We start from the raw sequence: 17,139 nt of genomic DNA, 5'->3' as shown, positions 1-17,139 counted from the left end.
GGACGGGCTCGGGCCCGGGGCGGGACGGGCTCGGGCCCGGGGCGGGACGGGCTCGGGCCCGGGGCGGGACGGGCTCGGGCCCGGGGCGGGACGGGCTCGGGCCCGGGGCGGGACGGGGCGGGCTGGGCTCGGGGCCGGGGCGGGGCGGGCCCCCTGGGCGGGACGGGCTCGGGGCGGGACGGGCTCGGGGCGGGACGGGCTCGGGGCGGGCTCGGGCCTGGCCCTGACCTGGCCCTGGCCTGGCTCGGGGCGGCTCAATCTCGGTGGCCGTTGCCGGTGGAGTGGCGGGCCGCTGGTCAGGAACGCGGAAGCAACATGCCTGCCACTGCCGCCCATTTCCGAGGACTTGAGGGCTGTCGACCTTCGCCACTCAGTGCCGTCGCAGCCTCAGCGCCACCCTTCCCGCAGATCTTGATGAGCTAAAACGTTCCAGCCACACTGCACCGCTACAAGGTCCACCACTGGCACCCCTTTCCTCCTGAGATGAACCCCTTAACCCCCAAGGGGCCAATACCGCATACCGGATGAACCCGGCAATGCGCTGGATCGCCCAGGGGGCGTGACCCAGAAACGGCGAAAGTCGGGAGGGCTGCGCTGAGCGTTATCCCTGGACGTACGGGATTGCCTGCGCCCCGACCGAGAAGCGGCACCAGCATCGCCGACCTCAACCGTCATCCCGAAGCCGGTTGAGGAGTCGCGTGGGCGAGTGCGGACATCACCGCGGCGGCGGCTCAGGAGTCGCGCTCGCTGGAGCAGACATCACCACCCGAAACCTGCCACCCCGAGCGACTCAGAAGCCGCGCACGCGGCAGCACAAATCACCACCCACAGCCCGTCATCCCCGCAGCGGGCTCACGACGCACACAAGCGGCAGCGAACATCACCGTCTAAAACACGTGGCCGAGATCCATGAGCCACGCAGGCTCCCGACCGCGGGTCCGGAGTCACGCAAGCGGCAACAGTCGTCACCACCCACCACCCGCCGCTCAGCGGAGGCGGCTCAGGAAACGGGGAAGCAGTAGCGGGCGCGCCGCCCGCGATGTTCGAAGCCCAACCGGCGATACAACCGCACCGCGGAGTTGTCGACGTTGACGTCCAGCCAGGCGTGGGTGGCGCCGTCGGCGCGCATGCGGTGCAGGGTCTCGGTGACCAGTGCCGCACCGATTCCCCGCCCCCGGGCCGCCGGCGCCACGCCGACCTGCACGATCCAGTCGACCGCCGCGGTGACGAACCCCGCGTCGCCCAGGTCCGCGAGCGTGGCGAGCACCGACCATTGCGGCCGGAACTCGTCGTCCTCGGTGACGTCGGCGATCCACTCCGCGGCGGGCCGGCCCGGGAAGCCGGGCCGCTCCCGGAAGGCGGCCTCGTAGACCCGGTGGAAGCGCGCGGCATCGGCCGCCGACCAGTCGGCAAGCCGGGTCCCGACGGGCCAGACCGGATCCGGTACGCCCGCAGCAAGGTCGATCCGCATGACATCCTCGGCGAAGACCTGCCGGAGTCCCTGGGCGGCGAACAGCGCCTCGGCCGCCGCGGTCAGCGACTCGGTCTCGACGGTGACCGGCTCGTGCCGGCGGGCCGCCTCGGCCAGGCCCCAGGTGAGCAGGTGAACGCCGACGCCGCGAGCGCGCACAGCGGGGTCGACCAGCCCGCAGAAAGTCACGCCGCCGACAGCCGTGGTGGGGCGGGCGGCACCGGCGGCGACGAGCCGGCCGTCGTGGTCGCGGCCCTGGATGGCGGCGATGCCGGGGGCCCGCCAGCGGCGCCGGAGGAACGCGGGGTCGGCGGCGAGCGGCAACCCGCCGTCGGCGCCAAGGCACCGCGCGGCCAGCGAGACGAGCTCACCCTCGTCGTCGAACGGCAGCAGCGCCCAGGCGACGGAGTCGGTCAGTGACACACGCGCCAGCCTAGAGATTCACCCGCCCACGTCCCACCGACTTTCCGCCGCCCCGAGGCCCTCGGCCACGCACCACCGCGACGCCGACACGCGGCCCGGCCGGCCCGTCCGGCCCGTCGGTCAACCCCGCTCAGCGGAGCTGTTCGAGGAGCGCGAGGCGGTCCCCGCTCAGCGGAACTGCTCGAGGAGCGCGAGGCGGTCCCCGCTCAGCGGAGCTGTTCGAGGAGCGCGAGGCGGTCCGTGGCCACCCACACCTGCCCGATGCGGTCCTCCCGCAGCCGGTAGACCGCGAACTCCGACGTCGTGATCCAGCGCCCGGTCGGCGCCACCCCCAGGAACGGACCCAGGTGCGTGCCGGTGTCGGTGAAGTGCACCGCGATGCTGTCCCCCTCGATCAGCAGGCTGCGCAGCTCCCAGTGGTAGTCCGGAAACGCACCGACCACCTCCCGCAGGCCGGCCACGTACGCCGTCAGGCCCACGGGGCGGTCGTTGACCCACACGTCCTCGGCCACGAACTCGGCGAGGCGATCGAAGGCGTGGGCGTTGCAGGCCGCCAGGTAGTGGCGGTAGAACGCTGCCGTCTCCGAGCGCCGCCGCATGGCATCAGCGGACGCCGGTCATGTCCATGCCCCTGAGCTCCTTCTTCAGCTCCTGGACCTCGTCGCGGATCCGGGCCGCCAGCTCGAACTGCAGCTCGCGGGCCGCGGCCAGCATCTGGTCGTTGAGGTCCTGGATCAGCTGGGCCAGCTCGGCGCGGGCCATGCCCTCGCGGGCCGGCGCCGAACTGGCGCGGGCCTTGGAACGGGTCTCCGGCACCGGGCCCTTGCCGCGCGACATCTGCCGGCCGCCGCCGCCGACCATCGCGCCGCCGGAGCCGATCGCGTTGTCGGTGTCCTCGGCCTCGCGATAGATGTCGTCGAGGATGTCGTGGATCTTCTTCCGCAGCGGCTCGGGGCTGATGCCGTTCGCCTCGTTGTGGGCGATCTGCTTGGCCCGGCGGCGGTCGGTCTCCTCGATCGCCTGACGCATGGACGGGGTCATCTTGTCCGCGTACATGTGGACCTCGCCGGAGACGTTGCGGGCCGCGCGGCCGATCGTCTGGATCAGCGAGCGGCCACTGCGCAGGAAGCCCTCCTTGTCCGCGTCGAGGATCGCCACCAGCGACACCTCGGGCAGGTCGAGGCCCTCCCGGAGCAGGTTGATGCCGACCAGCACGTCGTAGTCGCCCTTGCGCAGCTCCTTGAGCAGCTCGACCCGGCGCAGCGTGTCGACCTCGGAGTGCAGGTAACGCACCCGGATGCCGTTCTCCAGCAGGTAGTCGGTGAGATCCTCGGACATCTTCTTGGTCAGCGTGGTGACCAGGACGCGTTCGTCCTTGTCCGTGCGCAGCTTGATCTCGTGCATCAGGTCGTCGATCTGGCCCTTGGTCGGCTTCACCACCACCTTCGGGTCGACCAGGCCGGTCGGGCGGATGATCTGCTCGACGAACTCGCCCTGGGCCTCGCCCATCTCCCACGGGCCCGGCGTCGCGGACAGGAACACCATCTGCCCGACCCGCTCGAGGAACTCGTCGAACCGCAGCGGGCGGTTGTCGGCCGCGCTGGGCAGCCGGAAACCGTGCTCGATCAGGATGCGCTTGCGGGAGGCGTCGCCCTCGTACATGCCGCCGATCTGCGGGATCGTCACGTGCGACTCGTCGATGACGGTGAGGTAGTCGTCCGGGAAGTAGTCCAGCAGGGTGTGCGACGGGTCGCCGTACGACCGGCCGTCCATGTGCATGGAGTAGTTCTCGATGCCGTTGCAGAAGCCGACCTGACGCATCATCTCGATGTCGTAGGTCGTGCGCATGCGCAGCCGCTGCGCCTCGAGCAGCTTGCCCTGGCGCTCCAGCTCGGCGAGCCGTTCGGCCAGCTCGGCCTCGATGTCGCGGATCGCCCGCTCCATCCGCTCCGGGCCGGCCGCGTAATGCGTCGCCGGGAAGATGACCAGCTCGTTGACCTCGCGGACGATCTCACCGGTCAGCGGGTGCAGGTAGTACAGCTTCTCGATCTCGTCGCCGAACAGCTCGACGCGGACCGCGAGTTCCTCGTACGCCGGGATGATCTCCAGCGTGTCCCCGCGGACCCGGAACGTGCCCCGCTGGAACGCCATGTCGTTGCGGGCGTACCGGATGTCGACCAGGCGGCGCAGCAGCTTGTCGCGGTCCCATTCCTCGCCGACCTTGACCTTGACCGCCTGCTCCAGGTATTCCTGCGGGGTGCCCAGGCCGTAGATCGCGCTGACCGTCGCCACCACGATCACGTCGCGGCGGGTGAGCAGCGACATGGTGGCCGAGTGCCGCAGCCGCTCGACCTCCTCGTTGACCGACGAGTCCTTCTCGATGTAGGTGTCGGTCTGGGCGATATACGCCTCGGGCTGGTAGTAGTCGTAGTAGCTGACGAAGTATTCGACCGCGTTGTTGGGCATCAGCTCGCGGAACTCCTTGGCGAGCTGGGCGCACAGGGTCTTGTTGGGCGCGATCACGAGCGCCGGCCGCTGCAGCTTCTCGATGAGCCAGGCGGTCGTGGCGCTCTTGCCGGTGCCGGTCGCGCCGAGCAGCACGGTGTTGCGATCGCCGCGGCGCACCCGGCGCTCCAGCTCGGCGATGGCCGTGGGCTGGTCACCGGCCGGCTGGTAGTCGCTGATGACCTCGAAGCGGCCGTCGAGTCGTGGGATGTCGAGCGCCATGCAGACCACCGTACGTCGGGGGTGTGACAAGTTTCCGCGAGCGGCGGGTGACCCCTGTTCGCAGGGTGCACATTCCGCCCCGGTGAACGGCATTGTCCGCCGTTCACCTGCGGCGTTACGGTTGGCCGGTAGGCCGCTCGCGGCGGCCGTCCGGCCCGGTCCGACACCACCAAAACGGTGCGGCCGAGTCGGCCTGCGGATAGCTGCCCCGGCTCCGTCCGGCGCGCGCATCCGTGCAAGGTCGCGCACCGCGCGAACCGGCCGCCGCGAGCGCCCCTTAATGCGCCCGAACAAACCGGCGCCGGCGGCCTCGCCGACGACGCCGGCTTCCGCACGGGCGAGCCCGCGCCGCACGCGGCCGCCGATCCGCGCAACGCCTACCCCTCGGGCGGCTGCCAGCCCGTCTCCCGTGCCCACGCGTGTGCGGCCTCCGCCTCCGCGTCGAACCACGGTTCCTTCGCCTCCGCGTAGCCCGCCACGTCCGGGTGCTCCGCCGCCCATCGCAGCTTGGCCGCCGCATACTCGTCGCGAGCCGCCGGCACCGCGCGCAGGTGGTCGCGCATGAGCAGCGCGAAGCGCCAGCCCGGCGAGCCGGCCACCCGGACGTGCAGGTTGACGCTGCGGCCCGGGTCCGCGTTGCCGTGCAGCCGCTTCGGCCAGGTCTTGCCCGGCATGCCACGCGCGTTGTCGTACCACTCCCCCGCGCGACGCGGCAGGCCCGCGTACCGGAGTGCCTCCGCGAGCCGGTCGGCCTCCGCGAGCGTGGGCACCGCCAGCATCAGATCCAGCAGGTCCTTGGCCGGCAGGCCGGGCACGGCCGTCGATCCGATGTGGGTGACGTCGGCCTCGCCGCCGAGCTGCGGCCGCAGCGCGTGCCGGATCCGGTCGATCACCCGGGCCGCCTGCCGCGGCCAGGTCGGATCCGGGGGTACGAGGTGCAGCGCGCTCTCCGCGGGGGCGTGCCGGCCGAGTCGCAGATTTTTCTCGTACGGGCGGAGCCGGTCCTGCCACAGCCGTTCGACCCGGGCATCCAGCTCGTCGAGGCCCGCGTCGTTGCGCAGCACCACGTCCGCCGCGTCCCGCCGGACCGCGTCATCGGCCTGGGCGGCGATCCGGGCGGCCGCCTGCTCCTCGCTCATGCCACGGGTGGTCATCAGCCGCCGGGTGCGCACCGCCGGGTCCGCGTCGACCACGACGACCAGGTGGTACGACGCCGCCAGCCCGGTCTCGACCAGCAGCGGGACGTCGTTGACCACGATCGCGTCCGGGGCGGCGGCCGCGGTCAGTTCCGCCGTACGGGCTCGGACCCGGGGATGGATGATCCCCTCGAGCCGGCGCCGGGCCGTCTCGTCGCCGAAGACCCGCGCGCCCAGCGCGGGGCGGTCGAGCTCACCGCCGGGGCCCACCACCTCGGCGCCGAACGCCGCGACGACCGCCGCCAGGCCGTCGGTGCCGGCCGCGACCACCTCGCGGGCCAGCACGTCCGCGTCGATGAGCACGGCGCCGCGGGCGGCCAGGCGCTGGGCGACCGCGCTCTTGCCCGCGCCGATTCCTCCGGTGAGACCCACCTTCAACACGCGGCAAGTATGCCGAAGGGCCGCCCACGATCGAAATCGCGGACGGCCCCTCGGACCGGATCAGCTAGCTACGAGCTGGACTCAGCTCTTGCCGCCGGCGAGCTTCTCGCGCAGAGCGGCGAGCGCCTCGTCGGTGGCCAGGGTGCCGGCCGGCTCCTCCGCCGCGCGCGCCGGACCCGAGGACGTGCTCGAGGACGACGACGAGGTGGCGGTGGAGGTGGACGACGAGGTGGTCACGCCACCTGCCGGAGCCGGGTTGAGCGCGGCCTCGGCGTCGGCTTCGCGGGACGCCTGCACCTGCTTGGTGTGGGCCTCCCAGCGCTCGCGGGCGTCGGCGTACTGCTTCTCCCACGTCTCGCGCTGCTTGTCGAAGCCGTCGAGCCACTCACCCGTCTCGGGGTCGAAGCCCTCCGGGTAGATGTAGTTGCCCTCGTTGTCGTACGTCGCCGCCATGCCGTAGAGGGTCGGGTCGAAGTGCTCCTCGCCCTCGACGAAGTTCTCGTTGGCCTGCTTGAGCGACAGCGAGATCCGGCGACGCTCGAGGTCGATGTCGATGACCTTGACCATGACGTCGGAGCCCACCTGGACGACCTGCTCGGGCAGCTCGACGTGCCGCTCGGCCAGCTCGGAGATGTGCACCAGGCCCTCGATGCCGTCGTCCACGCGGACGAACGCACCGAACGGAACCAGCTTGGTGACCTTGCCCGGCACGATCTGGTTGATCGCGTGGGTCCGGGCGAACTGGCGCCACGGGTCTTCCTGGGTCGCCTTCAGCGACAGCGAGACGCGCTCGCGGTCCAGGTCGACGTCGAGCACCTCGACCTCGACCTCCTGGCCGACCTCGACAACCTCGGACGGGTGGTCGATGTGCTTCCAGGAGAGCTCGGAGACGTGCACCAGGCCGTCCACGCCACCCAGGTCCACGAAGGCACCGAAGTTGACGATGGAGGACACGACGCCCTTGCGGACCTGGCCCTTCTGCAGCTTGTTGAGGAACTCGGTGCGAACCTCGGACTGGGTCTGCTCGAGCCAGGCGCGGCGGGACAGGACCACGTTGTTGCGGTTCTTGTCCAGCTCGATGATCTTGGCTTCGAGCTCACGGCCCACGTACGGCTGGAGATCGCGCACGCGGCGCATCTCGACCAGGGACGCGGGGAGGAAGCCACGGAGGCCGATGTCGAGGATGAGGCCGCCCTTGACGACCTCGATGACGGAGCCGCGCACGACGCCGTCGTCCTCCTTGATCTTCTCGATGGTGCCCCAAGCGCGCTCGTACTGCGCGCGCTTCTTCGAGAGGATCAGGCGACCTTCCTTGTCCTCCTTGGTGAGGACGAGGGCTTCGATGTGGTCACCGACCGACACCACTTCCGCGGGGTCCACGTCGTGCTTGATCGACAACTCGCGCGAGGGGATGACGCCCTCGGTCTTGTAGCCGATGTCGAGCAGGACCTCGTCCCGATCGACCTTGACGACGGTGCCTTCGACAATGTCGCCGTCGTTGAAGTACTTGATGGTCTCGTCGATGGCTGCGAGGAATGCTTCCTCCGAGCCGAGATCGTCGACGGTGACCCTGTTGGCGCTCGAGGTGGCCTCGATGCTGCTCGTCATGTGGACTGTTGCTCCGAACGGATGGTGTCGTGGTGTCTCTACGCGCCCCGCGGAACCGACGGCGGACACAGCACGAACATCCGGTGATCACGACAACTAAGGTCAGATCAAGCGAGCAGAATCATGCTGGGACCGACGACTTGCGGAACCTGCTCCCTGCCGAGGCACACGATCCGCGAGTGCATCGACTAGCTTACCGTGCGCATTACCACAGGTTGCAAGGCCTCCTGATGACCGAGGCACATTGTTCCCGCGGAACCCCTTCTGGCGGTCGTTTTGTGCCGTTTTGTGAGTTCAGCGAGCCGCCGGGGAGCCGCCGGGGGAAAGTGTCGTACGGTCCCCGTACCGTTTGAAGGGTGATCGAAGCGCAACCATCCCCCTCGGCCGGCACCCTGCGCCGGGCGGTGACCGACGACGAGAGCCGGGTCGCGAGCCGGCACTGGTGGGACCTGGACGCCGACGACTACCAGGACGAGCACGGGTCGTTCCTGGGCGACGTCGACTTCGTCTGGTGCCCCGAGGGCGTGCGCGAGGCGGAGGCCAGGCTGCTCGGCGAGGTCCGCGGCAAACGGATCCTGGAGCTGGGCGCGGGAGCCGCGGCCGGGGCCCGCTGGCTGGACGGACAGGGCGCCGACCCGGTCGCGCTGGACCTCTCGGCGGGCATGCTGCGGCACGCGCGCGCGGCAGCCGAGCGTTCCGGGGTACGGGTGCCGCTGGTCCAGGCGGACGCGCTGGCCCTGCCGTTCGCGACGTCCTCGTTCGACGTGGTCTGCACGGCGTTCGGCGCGATCCCGTTCGTGGCGGACTCGGCCGCGGTGATGCGCGAGGTGGCCCGGGTGCTCAAGCCCGGCGGCAAATGGGTGTTCTCGCTCACCCACCCGATGCGCTGGATCTTCCTCGACGAGCCGGGCGAGGACGGCCTGCTGGCGGTGCACCCCTACTTCGACCGCCGGCCCTACGTGGAGCAGGACGAGACCGGCAAGCCGAGCTACGTCGAGCAGCACCGCACCCTCGGCGACCGGATCCGCGAGCTGGTCGCCGCGGGTTTTGTGCTGACCGACCTGATCGAGCCGGAATGGCCGGCCGGCCACGAGCAGATCTGGGGCCAGTGGAGCCCCCTGCGCGGCAGGCTGTTCCCGGGCACCGCGATCTTCGTGAGTTACTTGCCCTCCTAGCCGGGTAATCGCAGCTCATGGCACATGACAAGGACCTCAGCAAGGGCACCGGGGTGTCCTGGAGCAGCCACGGCCACACGGTTGAGGGCACGGTGGAGCAGAAGCTCACCAAGCGCACGGAGGCGGCGGGCCGCACGGTCGACGCCTCGCCGGACGACCCGCAATACAAGGTCAAGAGCGCGAAAACCGGCCGCGAGGCAGTGCACAAGCCGGAGGCGCTGCACCGTGACTGAGATGTACGAGGAATTCCGCACGGCGGTGAACATGACGGCGGGCGAGCTGGAGAAGTGGCTGAAGTCGCAGGAGTCCCGCGAGGTCGGCCAGAAGAAGTCGCAAGGCGCGGAATCCGTCGGCCACGACTCGGGCCGGAAGATCATCAAGCTCCTGCACACTCGAAAGGGTGACTTGACGGAGGCGGACGAGGCCCACATGCGCAAGGTGACCGGCTATGTCCACCGGCATCTGGCCCAGCGCCCGCCGGGGGACGTCACGGAGACGAAGTGGCGGTATTCGCTGATGAACTGGGGTCACGACCCGCTGAGGAAGTGAAGCCGGGCTTGCTGCTGCGGTTCGGGGTTGAGTCCCGGCTCTGGTGGCCTCGGCGGCTTGGGCAGCGGCGGCTGTTGATGTCGGCCCGGCCCGCCGGGCATCCGGGCTCGGCCGTCAAGCTGTGCGCGCTCGGTATGGGACTTGGTGTTCTCAAGGCCCCGGGCACGGCGGTGGCTGAGTACCTCAGCGCCATCGTTGCCGCCCGGTCGCTCTCGCTGCCCCTTGGAGCGTGGAGGGGCCTGTGGCACGTTATCGCTGGCCCGGGGCGTTCACTAACCGACCGGGCATTCCCCCGCGTGTGCGCAGCACTTCCTTGCCGGCCCGCTGACCGGTCGGGCTCTCGTCGCGGGTCCGTGGGCGTCGCCATCGGCCCGCCAACGCCTCATCGGGTTGGCGGTGGCGCCTCGTCGCCGCCCATGGCTGGTCGAGGGGCACCCGGGACGTGACATCGCCTGGTCTGGGACGCCTCGTCACTGGCCGGGGAGCCTCGGCACTGCCCGCTGGTCCCTCGCTGGTGGCCGGCGGCGCCTGGCGGTGACCCTGGCACCTCGCCGGCAGCCCATGGCCTGCAGCGGCACCTGATCCGAGGCCCTGACACCTCACCGACGGCTGGAGACTCCGGCAAGTAGCCCTCGCACCTCACCGTCACGCGGTGGCACCGGATCCGACGCCCTGATACCGGACCGACGGCCAGCGGCGCCCGGTCAGTGGCTTACGGACGGCCGATTGCACCCGGGCGGTGACGCTGACCTCGCCGGTAGCCGACGGCGCCCGGTCAGCGGCCTAGACACCCTGACGGACGGCCGGTTGCACCAGGGCAGTGACCCTGACCACGCCGGTAACCGACGGCACCTGATCGACGGCCCATCCACCTCGCCGATAGCCGACGGCATCCGATCGACGGCCCACGCACCTCGCCGATAGCCGACGGCACCCGATCAGCGGCCCATGCACTTCGCCGGTCGCCCGTGGCAGGCCAGCGGCACCTCGTCGGTGGCCTCAAGCACTTCATCGGTGGCCGAATGGCATCTGTTCACTGGCCGTTGGAGCCCGTTACTTGCCCTGGCATCCGTCGGCCGCCCGCCGTGGCACCGCCCGGCCGCCCGCCGTGGCACCGCCCGGCCGGCGCGTTCCCCTGAGCAGCGACGACGACCTGCCGATCCGGCGGCTGGTCAGACTCCGGCGGAGACGGTGCTGACGTCGAGCAGGCCGGCGAGCAGGGCCAGCGCCGCCGGCACCAGCCGGTAGTAGACCCAGGTGCCGCGGCGGTCGCTGTCGACCAGGCCTGCTTCGCGGAGCACCTTGAGGTGGTGGGAGATGGTCGGACCGGTCAGCTTGAACGAGCCGGTGAGGTCGCAGACGCATACCTCGCCTCCGCCCGCCGAGGCGATCATCGACAGCAGCCGGAGCCGCACCGGATCGCCCAGCGCCTTGAACATCGGCGCGAAGGCATGTGCCTGGTCGGCGTCGAGCGACCGGCGGACAACGGGCGCCCAGGCGCTTGACGACGATGTCGTCTCTGTCGCAGAACTCGGCATCAGCCCACCCTTGCAAATCGAAGCAAGTCTCGGCTTCGGCCATCCCGCTGGCGACTCCGCAGGGCCAGCCGCCGGTAGCGCACAGCCAGAATGCATTACCCAGCAACGGAATCCGGGACATCGCCTCGACAACCGGCGCGCTCCGGACAGCTGCGGATTCCGAGGTGGACGGTGCAGCTGGCGCCACCAAAGACATCGAGGACGGCCTCTTGCTCCCCCGGAACCGCCCGAAGGGGCAACCATGCGGCCAGGACGGCACCCGAGCAAGAACGTGGCCTGAGTCACTCGCCGAGTGTCCGAAGCCATCCAGGGGGCAGGCCCGCACCCGCAGAATCTCTCGACCCGCCGCCGCGAGCGACCCGACAACCGAACCACCGCAGGCCTCGGGCCGCTCACACCAACCGGACCGCCGACAAACCTGCAAACCCCGGCAAAGCGCCAGGCTGCGACCCGGCAGAGAACGCCAAACCGCAACCCCAACCAAACGCGCCGGACCAGACCACCGCACCCCGGCCAGGCCGCGCCACACCGCAACATCGGGCCGCGCCACACCGCGCAAGATCAGGCCGCGCCACACCGCGCAAGATCAGGCACAGTAACCCGCAGTCTGACGTTGCCGAGCACGGTGAGCCGCGCCCGACCAGACCGCGCCAGACCAGGCACAGTAACCGGCAGTCTGACGTTGCCGAGCACGGTGAGCCGCACCGGACCGAGCCAGACCAGACCGCGGCTGACCGAGCCAGACCAGACCGAGCCAGACCAGACCGCGGCAGACCAGACGCGGCAGACCGAGCCAGACCAGACCGCGGCAGACCGCGGCAGGCCAGACCGCGGCAGACCGCACCCCGGCAGGAAGCATCAGCGGACGACCTACCGGAAGGTCGTCGAGCAGAGCGGCGACGGCAACGTCCCCATCGGACGATGCGCCTGGACCCAGGAAACGATCATCGCCGACAGAACCAGCCACCCACCCACCGCCGGCTCCCCCGAAGCCGAGGAACGCCCGCAGGATCCGGGCTGCGGAACCCCAGCCAGCCCATCTCACGCGACCGGAGGCCGGCAAGGTCACCTGAGGGGCGGGCAACGGCTACCAGGCCCGAACCGGGCCGGGCCGGGCCGGAGCACCGGGCCGCGACCAAAGTCAGGCTTGGGGGCGGGGGTGGCCCACGCAGGGACCAAGCCTGATCGCCCGGAGTGGGTCACCCCCGCCCCCAAGCCCCTCATGCAATCAGCGTTACCAGAGCGATCCAGGACCTCAGTGATCGGCCCCGTTCCAGTCCTGGCCGACCCCGACGGACACCTCCAGCGGTACCGACAGCGGATAAGCCCCGCCCATCTCCTGTCGCACCAGCGCCTCCAACGCTTCCCGCTCTCCCGGGGCCACGTCGAACACCAGCTCGTCGTGCACCTGGAGCAGCATGCGGGAGGTCAGGCCGGCCGTGCGCAGGGCTGCGTCGACGCGGAGCATGGCGACCTTGATGATGTCTGCCGCTGAGCCCTGGATCGGGGCGTTCAGGGCCATGCGTTCGGCCATCTCGCGGCGCTGGCGGTTGTCGCTGCTCAGGTCCGGCAGGTAGCGGCGGCGGCCCAGGATCGTGGCCGTGTAGCCGTCCTGGACCGCTCGGCGGACCACGGCCTGCAGGTAGTCGCGGACGCCGCCGAAGCGTTCGAAGTATTCGTCCATCAGCGTGCGGGCTTCGTCCGTCGAGATGGTGAGCTGGTTCGACAGGCCGAAGGCGCTCAGGCCGTAGGCGAGGCCGTAGTTCATCGCTTTGATCTTGCGGCGCTGGTCGGGGACGACCTCCTCGACCGGGACGTGGAAGACCGACGAGGCGGTGGCCGCGTGGAAGTCGGCGCCGGAGTTGAAGGCCGCGATCAGGGCCTCGTCGCCGGACAGGTGCGCCATGATGCGCATCTCGATCTGGCTGTAGTCGGCCGTCATCAGCGACTCGAAGCCCGCGCCGACCACGAACGCGCGGCGGATGCGGCGGCCCTCGGCGGTGCGGATCGGGATGTTCTGCAGGTTCGGGTCCGTCGAGGACAGCCGGCCGGTCGCCGCGACCGTCTGGTTGAACGTCGTGTGGATGCGGCCGTCGTCGGAGACCGACTTGAGCAGGCCGTCCACTGTCGACTTGAGCTTGGCCACGTCGCGGTGCCGCAGCAGGTGCTCCAGGACCGGGTCGCCGGTCTGGGCGAACAGGCTCTGCAGCGCGTCGGCGTCCGTGGTCCAGCCGGACTTGATCTTCTTGGTCTTGGGCAGGTTGCGCTCGTTGAAGAGGATCTCCTGGAGCTGCTTGGGTGAGCCCAGGTTGAACTCGCGGCCGACCACCTCGTGCGCCGCCTGCTGGGCCGCCTTGACCTCCGCGGCGAAATGCGCCTCCAGCTCCGACAGGTATTCCGTGTCGGCGGCGATGCCCACGTGCTCCATCTCGCCGAGCACGATCGCCAGCGGCTGCTCCACCTCGGCGAGCAGGCGCTGCGAGGCGCCGTCGTCGCGGGACAGCTCCTCGGTGATGGTGTCGGCCAGGTCGAGGGTGGCACGGGCGCGGAGCATGACGTTCTGCTCCACCCCGCCCTCGTTTTCGCCGAGGCCGTCCAGGGTGAGCTGGCCGGTCTCCGGGGCATCGACGCGCAGCTCGCGCTTGAGGTAGCGCAGCGCCAGGTCGGTCAGGTCGTAGGCACGCTGGTCGGGCTTGGCCAGGTAGGCCGCCAGGGCGGTGTCGACGCGGACGCCGGACAGGCTCCAGCCGTGCGCGCGGAAGGCGAGCATGGCCGGCTTGGCCTCGTGGATCACCTTGGGCCGCTGCGGGTCGGCCAGCCACGCGGCGACCGCGCGGTCGTCGGCCTCCTCCAGCGTGCTGGGGTCGAACCAGGCGGCCGGGCCGTCACCGGTGGCGACCGCGATGCCGGTCAGCTCGCCGGTGCCGCGGCCGAAGCGGCCGGTCACCGCGACGCCGACCGGCGCCGCGCCGGCGTGGGTGGCCAGCCAGCCGGCGACCTGGCCGGCGCCCAGGATCGTGCCCTCCAGGTCGAAGCCGGACTCGGCCTCGGGCTCGACGGCGTCCAGGTACGAATACAGCCGCTCGCGCAGCACCCGGAACTCGAGCGCGTCGAAGACCTGGTGCACGGCCTCGCGGTCCCAGCCCTGCCACCTGACGTCCTCGGGGCGCAGCGGCAGCTCGAGGTCGCAGACCAGGGCGTTGAGGTCGTAGTTGCGCATGACCTCGGCCAGGTGCGCGCGCAGGCTCTCGCCGGCCTTGCCCTTGATCTCGTCGACGTGCGCGATGATCCCGTCCAGGCCGCCGTACTGGAGGATCCACTTGGCGGCGGTCTTGTCGCCGACGCCGGGCACGCCGGACAGGTTGTCGCTGGACTCGCCGACCAGCGCGGCCTTGTCGCGGTAGAGGTGCGGCGGCACGCCGTACTTGGTCTCGATGGCCTCGGGGGTCATCCGCCAGACCTCGGACACGCCGCGGACCGGGTAGAGGATCGTGGTGTGCTCGCCGGCCAGCTGGAACGCGTCGCGGTCGCCGGTGGAGATGATCACCTCCATGCCGGCTGCGCGGGCCTGGGTGGAGAGCGTGGCGATCACGTCGTCGGCCTCGTAGCCGGGTTTCTCCACCACCGGGATGCGCAGCGCCTCGAGCACCTCCTTGACCAGGCTGACCTGGCCCAGGAAGGGTTTCGGCGTCTCGGCGCGGCCGGCCTTGTAGTCGGCGTACTTCTCGGTGCGGAACGACACCCGGGAGACGTCGAAGGCGACCACGATGTGCGTGGGCTTCTCATCCCGCAACATGTTGATCAGCATCGAGGTGAAGCCGAACACGGCATTGGTGTGCTGGCCCGTCTGCGTCGAGAAATTCTCCGCCGGCAGCGCGAAGAAAGCGCGGTAGGCCAGCGAGTGCCCGTCGAGCAGCAGCAAGCGGGGGGTCTGGGCGTCGTCACTCACGTCGCTGAACTCTAGTCCCGACGTACGACAAGAACCGGGACCGCCCCGCCTGCTTTACAGCACCTTGCTGAGGAATGCCTTGGTTCGTTCTTGCTGCGGATTGCCGATGACCTCGCGCGGGGGCCCCTGCTCGACCACGACGCCGCCGTCCATGAAGATCAGCGAGTCGCCCACCTCGCGGGCGAAGCCGATCTCGTGGGTCACCACGACCATGGTCATGCCGTCCCGGGCCAGGTCCTTCATCACGTCCAGGACCTCGCCGACCAGCTCGGGGTCGAGCGCGCTGGTGGGCTCGTCGAAGAGCATCAGCTTGGGCCGCATGGCCAGCGCCCGGGCGATCGCGACCCGCTGCTGCTGCCCGCCGGAGAGCTGGCTGGGGTAGTTGTCCCGCTTCTCCCCCAGGCCGACCCGGTCGAGCAGGGCCACGGCCCGGTCCCGGACCTCACCCTTGTTCTCCCGCTTGACCCGGCAGGGCGCCTCCATGACGTTCTGCAGCACGGTCATGTGCGGGAAGAGGTTGAACCGCTGGAACACCATGCCGATGGCCCGGCGCTGCGCGGCGACCTCCTTCTCCTTGAGCTCGTGCAGCTTGCCGCCGCGCTCGGTGTAACCGATCAGGTCGCCGTCCACGAAGATCCGGCCGGCGTTGATCTTCTCCAGGTGGTTGATGCAGCGCAGGAACGTCGACTTGCCCGAGCCGGAGGGCCCGAGCACGCAGCAGACCTCGCCGGACCGCACCACCAGATCGATGCCCTTGAGCACCTCGAGCGAACCGAACGACTTGTGCACGTTCTCGGCCCGCACCATCTCGACGGCATCCGAAAGATCAAAATCCTTTTCCGGTACGGCGTCGGCAGCCCGGCCAGAAGCAACACCGTCCCCCACCGGCACACGAGATCCGCCAGTGGCCGAAGCCGCCCCGCCCGGCTCCCCGGCAACCGGCGCATCAGGCGCCGGCGTGCCGTCGCCAGCCGCTGTGGCACCGGGCTCAGCAGGGGCGTCCGCCGCAGGCATGGGATCCGGCGGCGGGACTGTCGGGTTCGGGTTCAGAGCCGAGGGCTGGTCGGGCGGCGATGCGTCTGCTGCGGTCGTACCGTCGGGTTTTGTCATAGCTTGCCCCCTTCCGCCGTGGGCAGCGCGCCGCCCTGCTCGGCCGTCAGGCCGCTGAGCCGCATCCGGGCCCGCCCGGCCGCGCCGTAGCCGCGGCTGAAGTACCGCTCCACGAAGAACTGCACGACCATCAGCACGCTGCAGATGATCAGATACCAGAGGCAGGCCGCGATCAGCACGGGCAGCACGATGAACGTGCGCGAGCTGATCGCCTGCAGCTGGAAGAACAGCTCGAAGGTCACCGGCACGAACGCCACCAGCGACGTGTCCTTGACCATCGCGATGGTCTCGTTGCCGGTCGGCGGGACGATCACCCGCATCGCCTGCGGCAGCACGATGCGGCGCAGCACCTGCCCGCGCGACAGGCCCAGCGCCGCGGCCGCCTCGGACTGGCCCTCGTCCACGGACTGGATGCCGGCCCGGACGATCTCGGCCATGTAGGCGGCCTCGGACAGGCCCAGCGCCAGCACGCCGGCCAGGAAGCCGGAGAGCAGGTCGGTGGCCTTGATGCTGTAGAACTGCGCGTTCAGGTCGTTGATCCCGAACAGGTTGCCGATCTGCTGGTCGAACGGCAGGCCGAAGCCGATCCGCTCCCAGAGGATGCCCAGGTTGCCGAAGAGGATGGCCAGCACCAGCCGGGGCACCGCCCGGAACACCCAGGTGTAGATGAACGCGACGCTGGACAGGATCGGGTTCGTGGACAGCCGCATGATCGCCACCACGATGCCGAGCCCGACACCGATGAGCATCGCCAGCACCGTCAGCAGCAGCGTGCCGCGCAGGCCCTCGAGCACCGGGCCGGTGAACATCGCGCCGCGCTTGCCCTCGCCCATGCTGACGAAGATGAAGGACCAGTTGAACCGTTCGTTCGTGAAGATCAGGTGGAGGAACATGGCGGTGAGCACGGCCAGGACCGCGATCGCCACCCAACGCCCGGGGTGCCGGACGGGCACGGCCTTGATGGCCTCGGGTCGTGCCCGTCCGGACTGTGTCTCCGTCGTCATTGCCGCGG

At 70.3% G+C, this 17,139-nt stretch carries 12 protein-coding genes; 3 read left to right on the top strand and 9 right to left on the bottom strand.

Annotation, left to right across the window (positions count from 1 at the left end; translation table 11 throughout):
• Positions 1-1,000 precede the first annotated feature (1,000 nt).
• The 5 genes from ACIBQZ_RS18635 to rpsA form a co-directional block, all read right to left on the bottom strand.
• Positions 1,001-1,894 (bottom strand): GNAT family N-acetyltransferase, encoded by an 894-nt coding sequence (locus ACIBQZ_RS18635; RefSeq protein WP_396089943.1) that lies wholly within the window; start codon positions 1,892-1,894, stop codon positions 1,001-1,003.
• 206 nt (positions 1,895-2,100) lie between these two features.
• Positions 2,101-2,493 (bottom strand): ester cyclase, encoded by a 393-nt coding sequence (locus ACIBQZ_RS18630; RefSeq protein ID WP_396089942.1) that lies wholly within the window; start codon positions 2,491-2,493, stop codon positions 2,101-2,103.
• Positions 2,494-2,497: 4 nt separating this feature from the next.
• Complete coding sequence (uvrB, locus tag ACIBQZ_RS18625) at positions 2,498-4,621, bottom strand: excinuclease ABC subunit UvrB (RefSeq protein ID WP_396089941.1); 2,124 nt, start codon at positions 4,619-4,621, stop codon at positions 2,498-2,500.
• Between the two features lie 377 nt (positions 4,622-4,998).
• The gene (gene coaE / locus ACIBQZ_RS18620; RefSeq protein ID WP_396089940.1) at positions 4,999-6,198 is read right to left on the bottom strand and encodes a dephospho-CoA kinase; all 1,200 of its coding nucleotides are present in this window, start codon (positions 6,196-6,198) and stop codon (positions 4,999-5,001) included.
• An 81-nt stretch (positions 6,199-6,279) separates the two neighbouring features.
• Positions 6,280-7,806 carry a 30S ribosomal protein S1 gene (rpsA, locus tag ACIBQZ_RS18615; protein ID WP_396089939.1) on the bottom strand — a complete coding sequence of 509 codons (1,527 nt, stop codon included), beginning with the start codon at positions 7,804-7,806 and terminating at the stop codon, positions 6,280-6,282.
• A gap of 356 nt (positions 7,807-8,162) precedes the next feature.
• Here rpsA and ACIBQZ_RS18610 point away from each other — a divergent pair, with 356 nt between their 5' ends.
• From ACIBQZ_RS18610 to ACIBQZ_RS18600, 3 genes are read left to right on the top strand one after another with little or no spacing between them, the layout of a single operon-like run.
• Positions 8,163-8,981 (top strand): class I SAM-dependent methyltransferase, encoded by an 819-nt coding sequence (locus ACIBQZ_RS18610; RefSeq protein WP_396089938.1) that lies wholly within the window; start codon positions 8,163-8,165, stop codon positions 8,979-8,981.
• A 17-nt stretch (positions 8,982-8,998) separates the two neighbouring features.
• Complete coding sequence (locus tag ACIBQZ_RS18605; RefSeq protein WP_396089937.1) at positions 8,999-9,214, top strand: DUF2945 domain-containing protein; 216 nt, start codon at positions 8,999-9,001, stop codon at positions 9,212-9,214.
• A gap of 1 nt (position 9,215) precedes the next feature.
• Positions 9,216-9,530 carry a DUF3140 domain-containing protein gene (locus ACIBQZ_RS18600; protein ID WP_396090094.1) on the top strand — a complete coding sequence of 105 codons (315 nt, stop codon included), beginning with the start codon at positions 9,216-9,218 and terminating at the stop codon, positions 9,528-9,530.
• A 1,172-nt stretch (positions 9,531-10,702) separates the two neighbouring features.
• Here the strand turns inward: ACIBQZ_RS18600 and ACIBQZ_RS18595 are convergent.
• The 4 genes from ACIBQZ_RS18595 to ACIBQZ_RS18580 all read right to left on the bottom strand — a co-directional run bounded on the left by ACIBQZ_RS18595 (position 10,703) and on the right by ACIBQZ_RS18580 (position 17,131).
• On the bottom strand, positions 10,703-11,068 hold the full coding sequence (locus tag ACIBQZ_RS18595; protein ID WP_396089936.1) for an ArsR/SmtB family transcription factor: 366 nt from the start codon (positions 11,066-11,068) through the stop codon (positions 10,703-10,705).
• Between the two features lie 1,255 nt (positions 11,069-12,323).
• Positions 12,324-15,017, bottom strand: coding sequence for a DNA polymerase I (polA, locus tag ACIBQZ_RS18590; protein ID WP_396089935.1), 2,694 nt, complete (start codon positions 15,015-15,017; stop codon positions 12,324-12,326).
• A gap of 54 nt (positions 15,018-15,071) precedes the next feature.
• On the bottom strand, positions 15,072-15,824 hold the full coding sequence (locus ACIBQZ_RS18585) for an amino acid ABC transporter ATP-binding protein (RefSeq protein ID WP_396090093.1): 753 nt from the start codon (positions 15,822-15,824) through the stop codon (positions 15,072-15,074).
• Positions 15,825-16,123: 299 nt separating this feature from the next.
• Positions 16,124-17,131 carry an amino acid ABC transporter permease gene (locus ACIBQZ_RS18580; RefSeq protein ID WP_396089934.1) on the bottom strand — a complete coding sequence of 336 codons (1,008 nt, stop codon included), beginning with the start codon at positions 17,129-17,131 and terminating at the stop codon, positions 16,124-16,126.
• Positions 17,132-17,139: the final 8 nt, after the last annotated feature.

The organism is Actinoplanes sp. NPDC049599 (assembly GCF_044465625.1).
GTDB lineage: Bacteria > Actinomycetota > Actinomycetes > Mycobacteriales > Micromonosporaceae > Actinoplanes.
The sequence above is the reverse complement of the archived record's forward strand: the minus strand, read 5'-3'. Positions and strand labels throughout refer to the sequence as shown.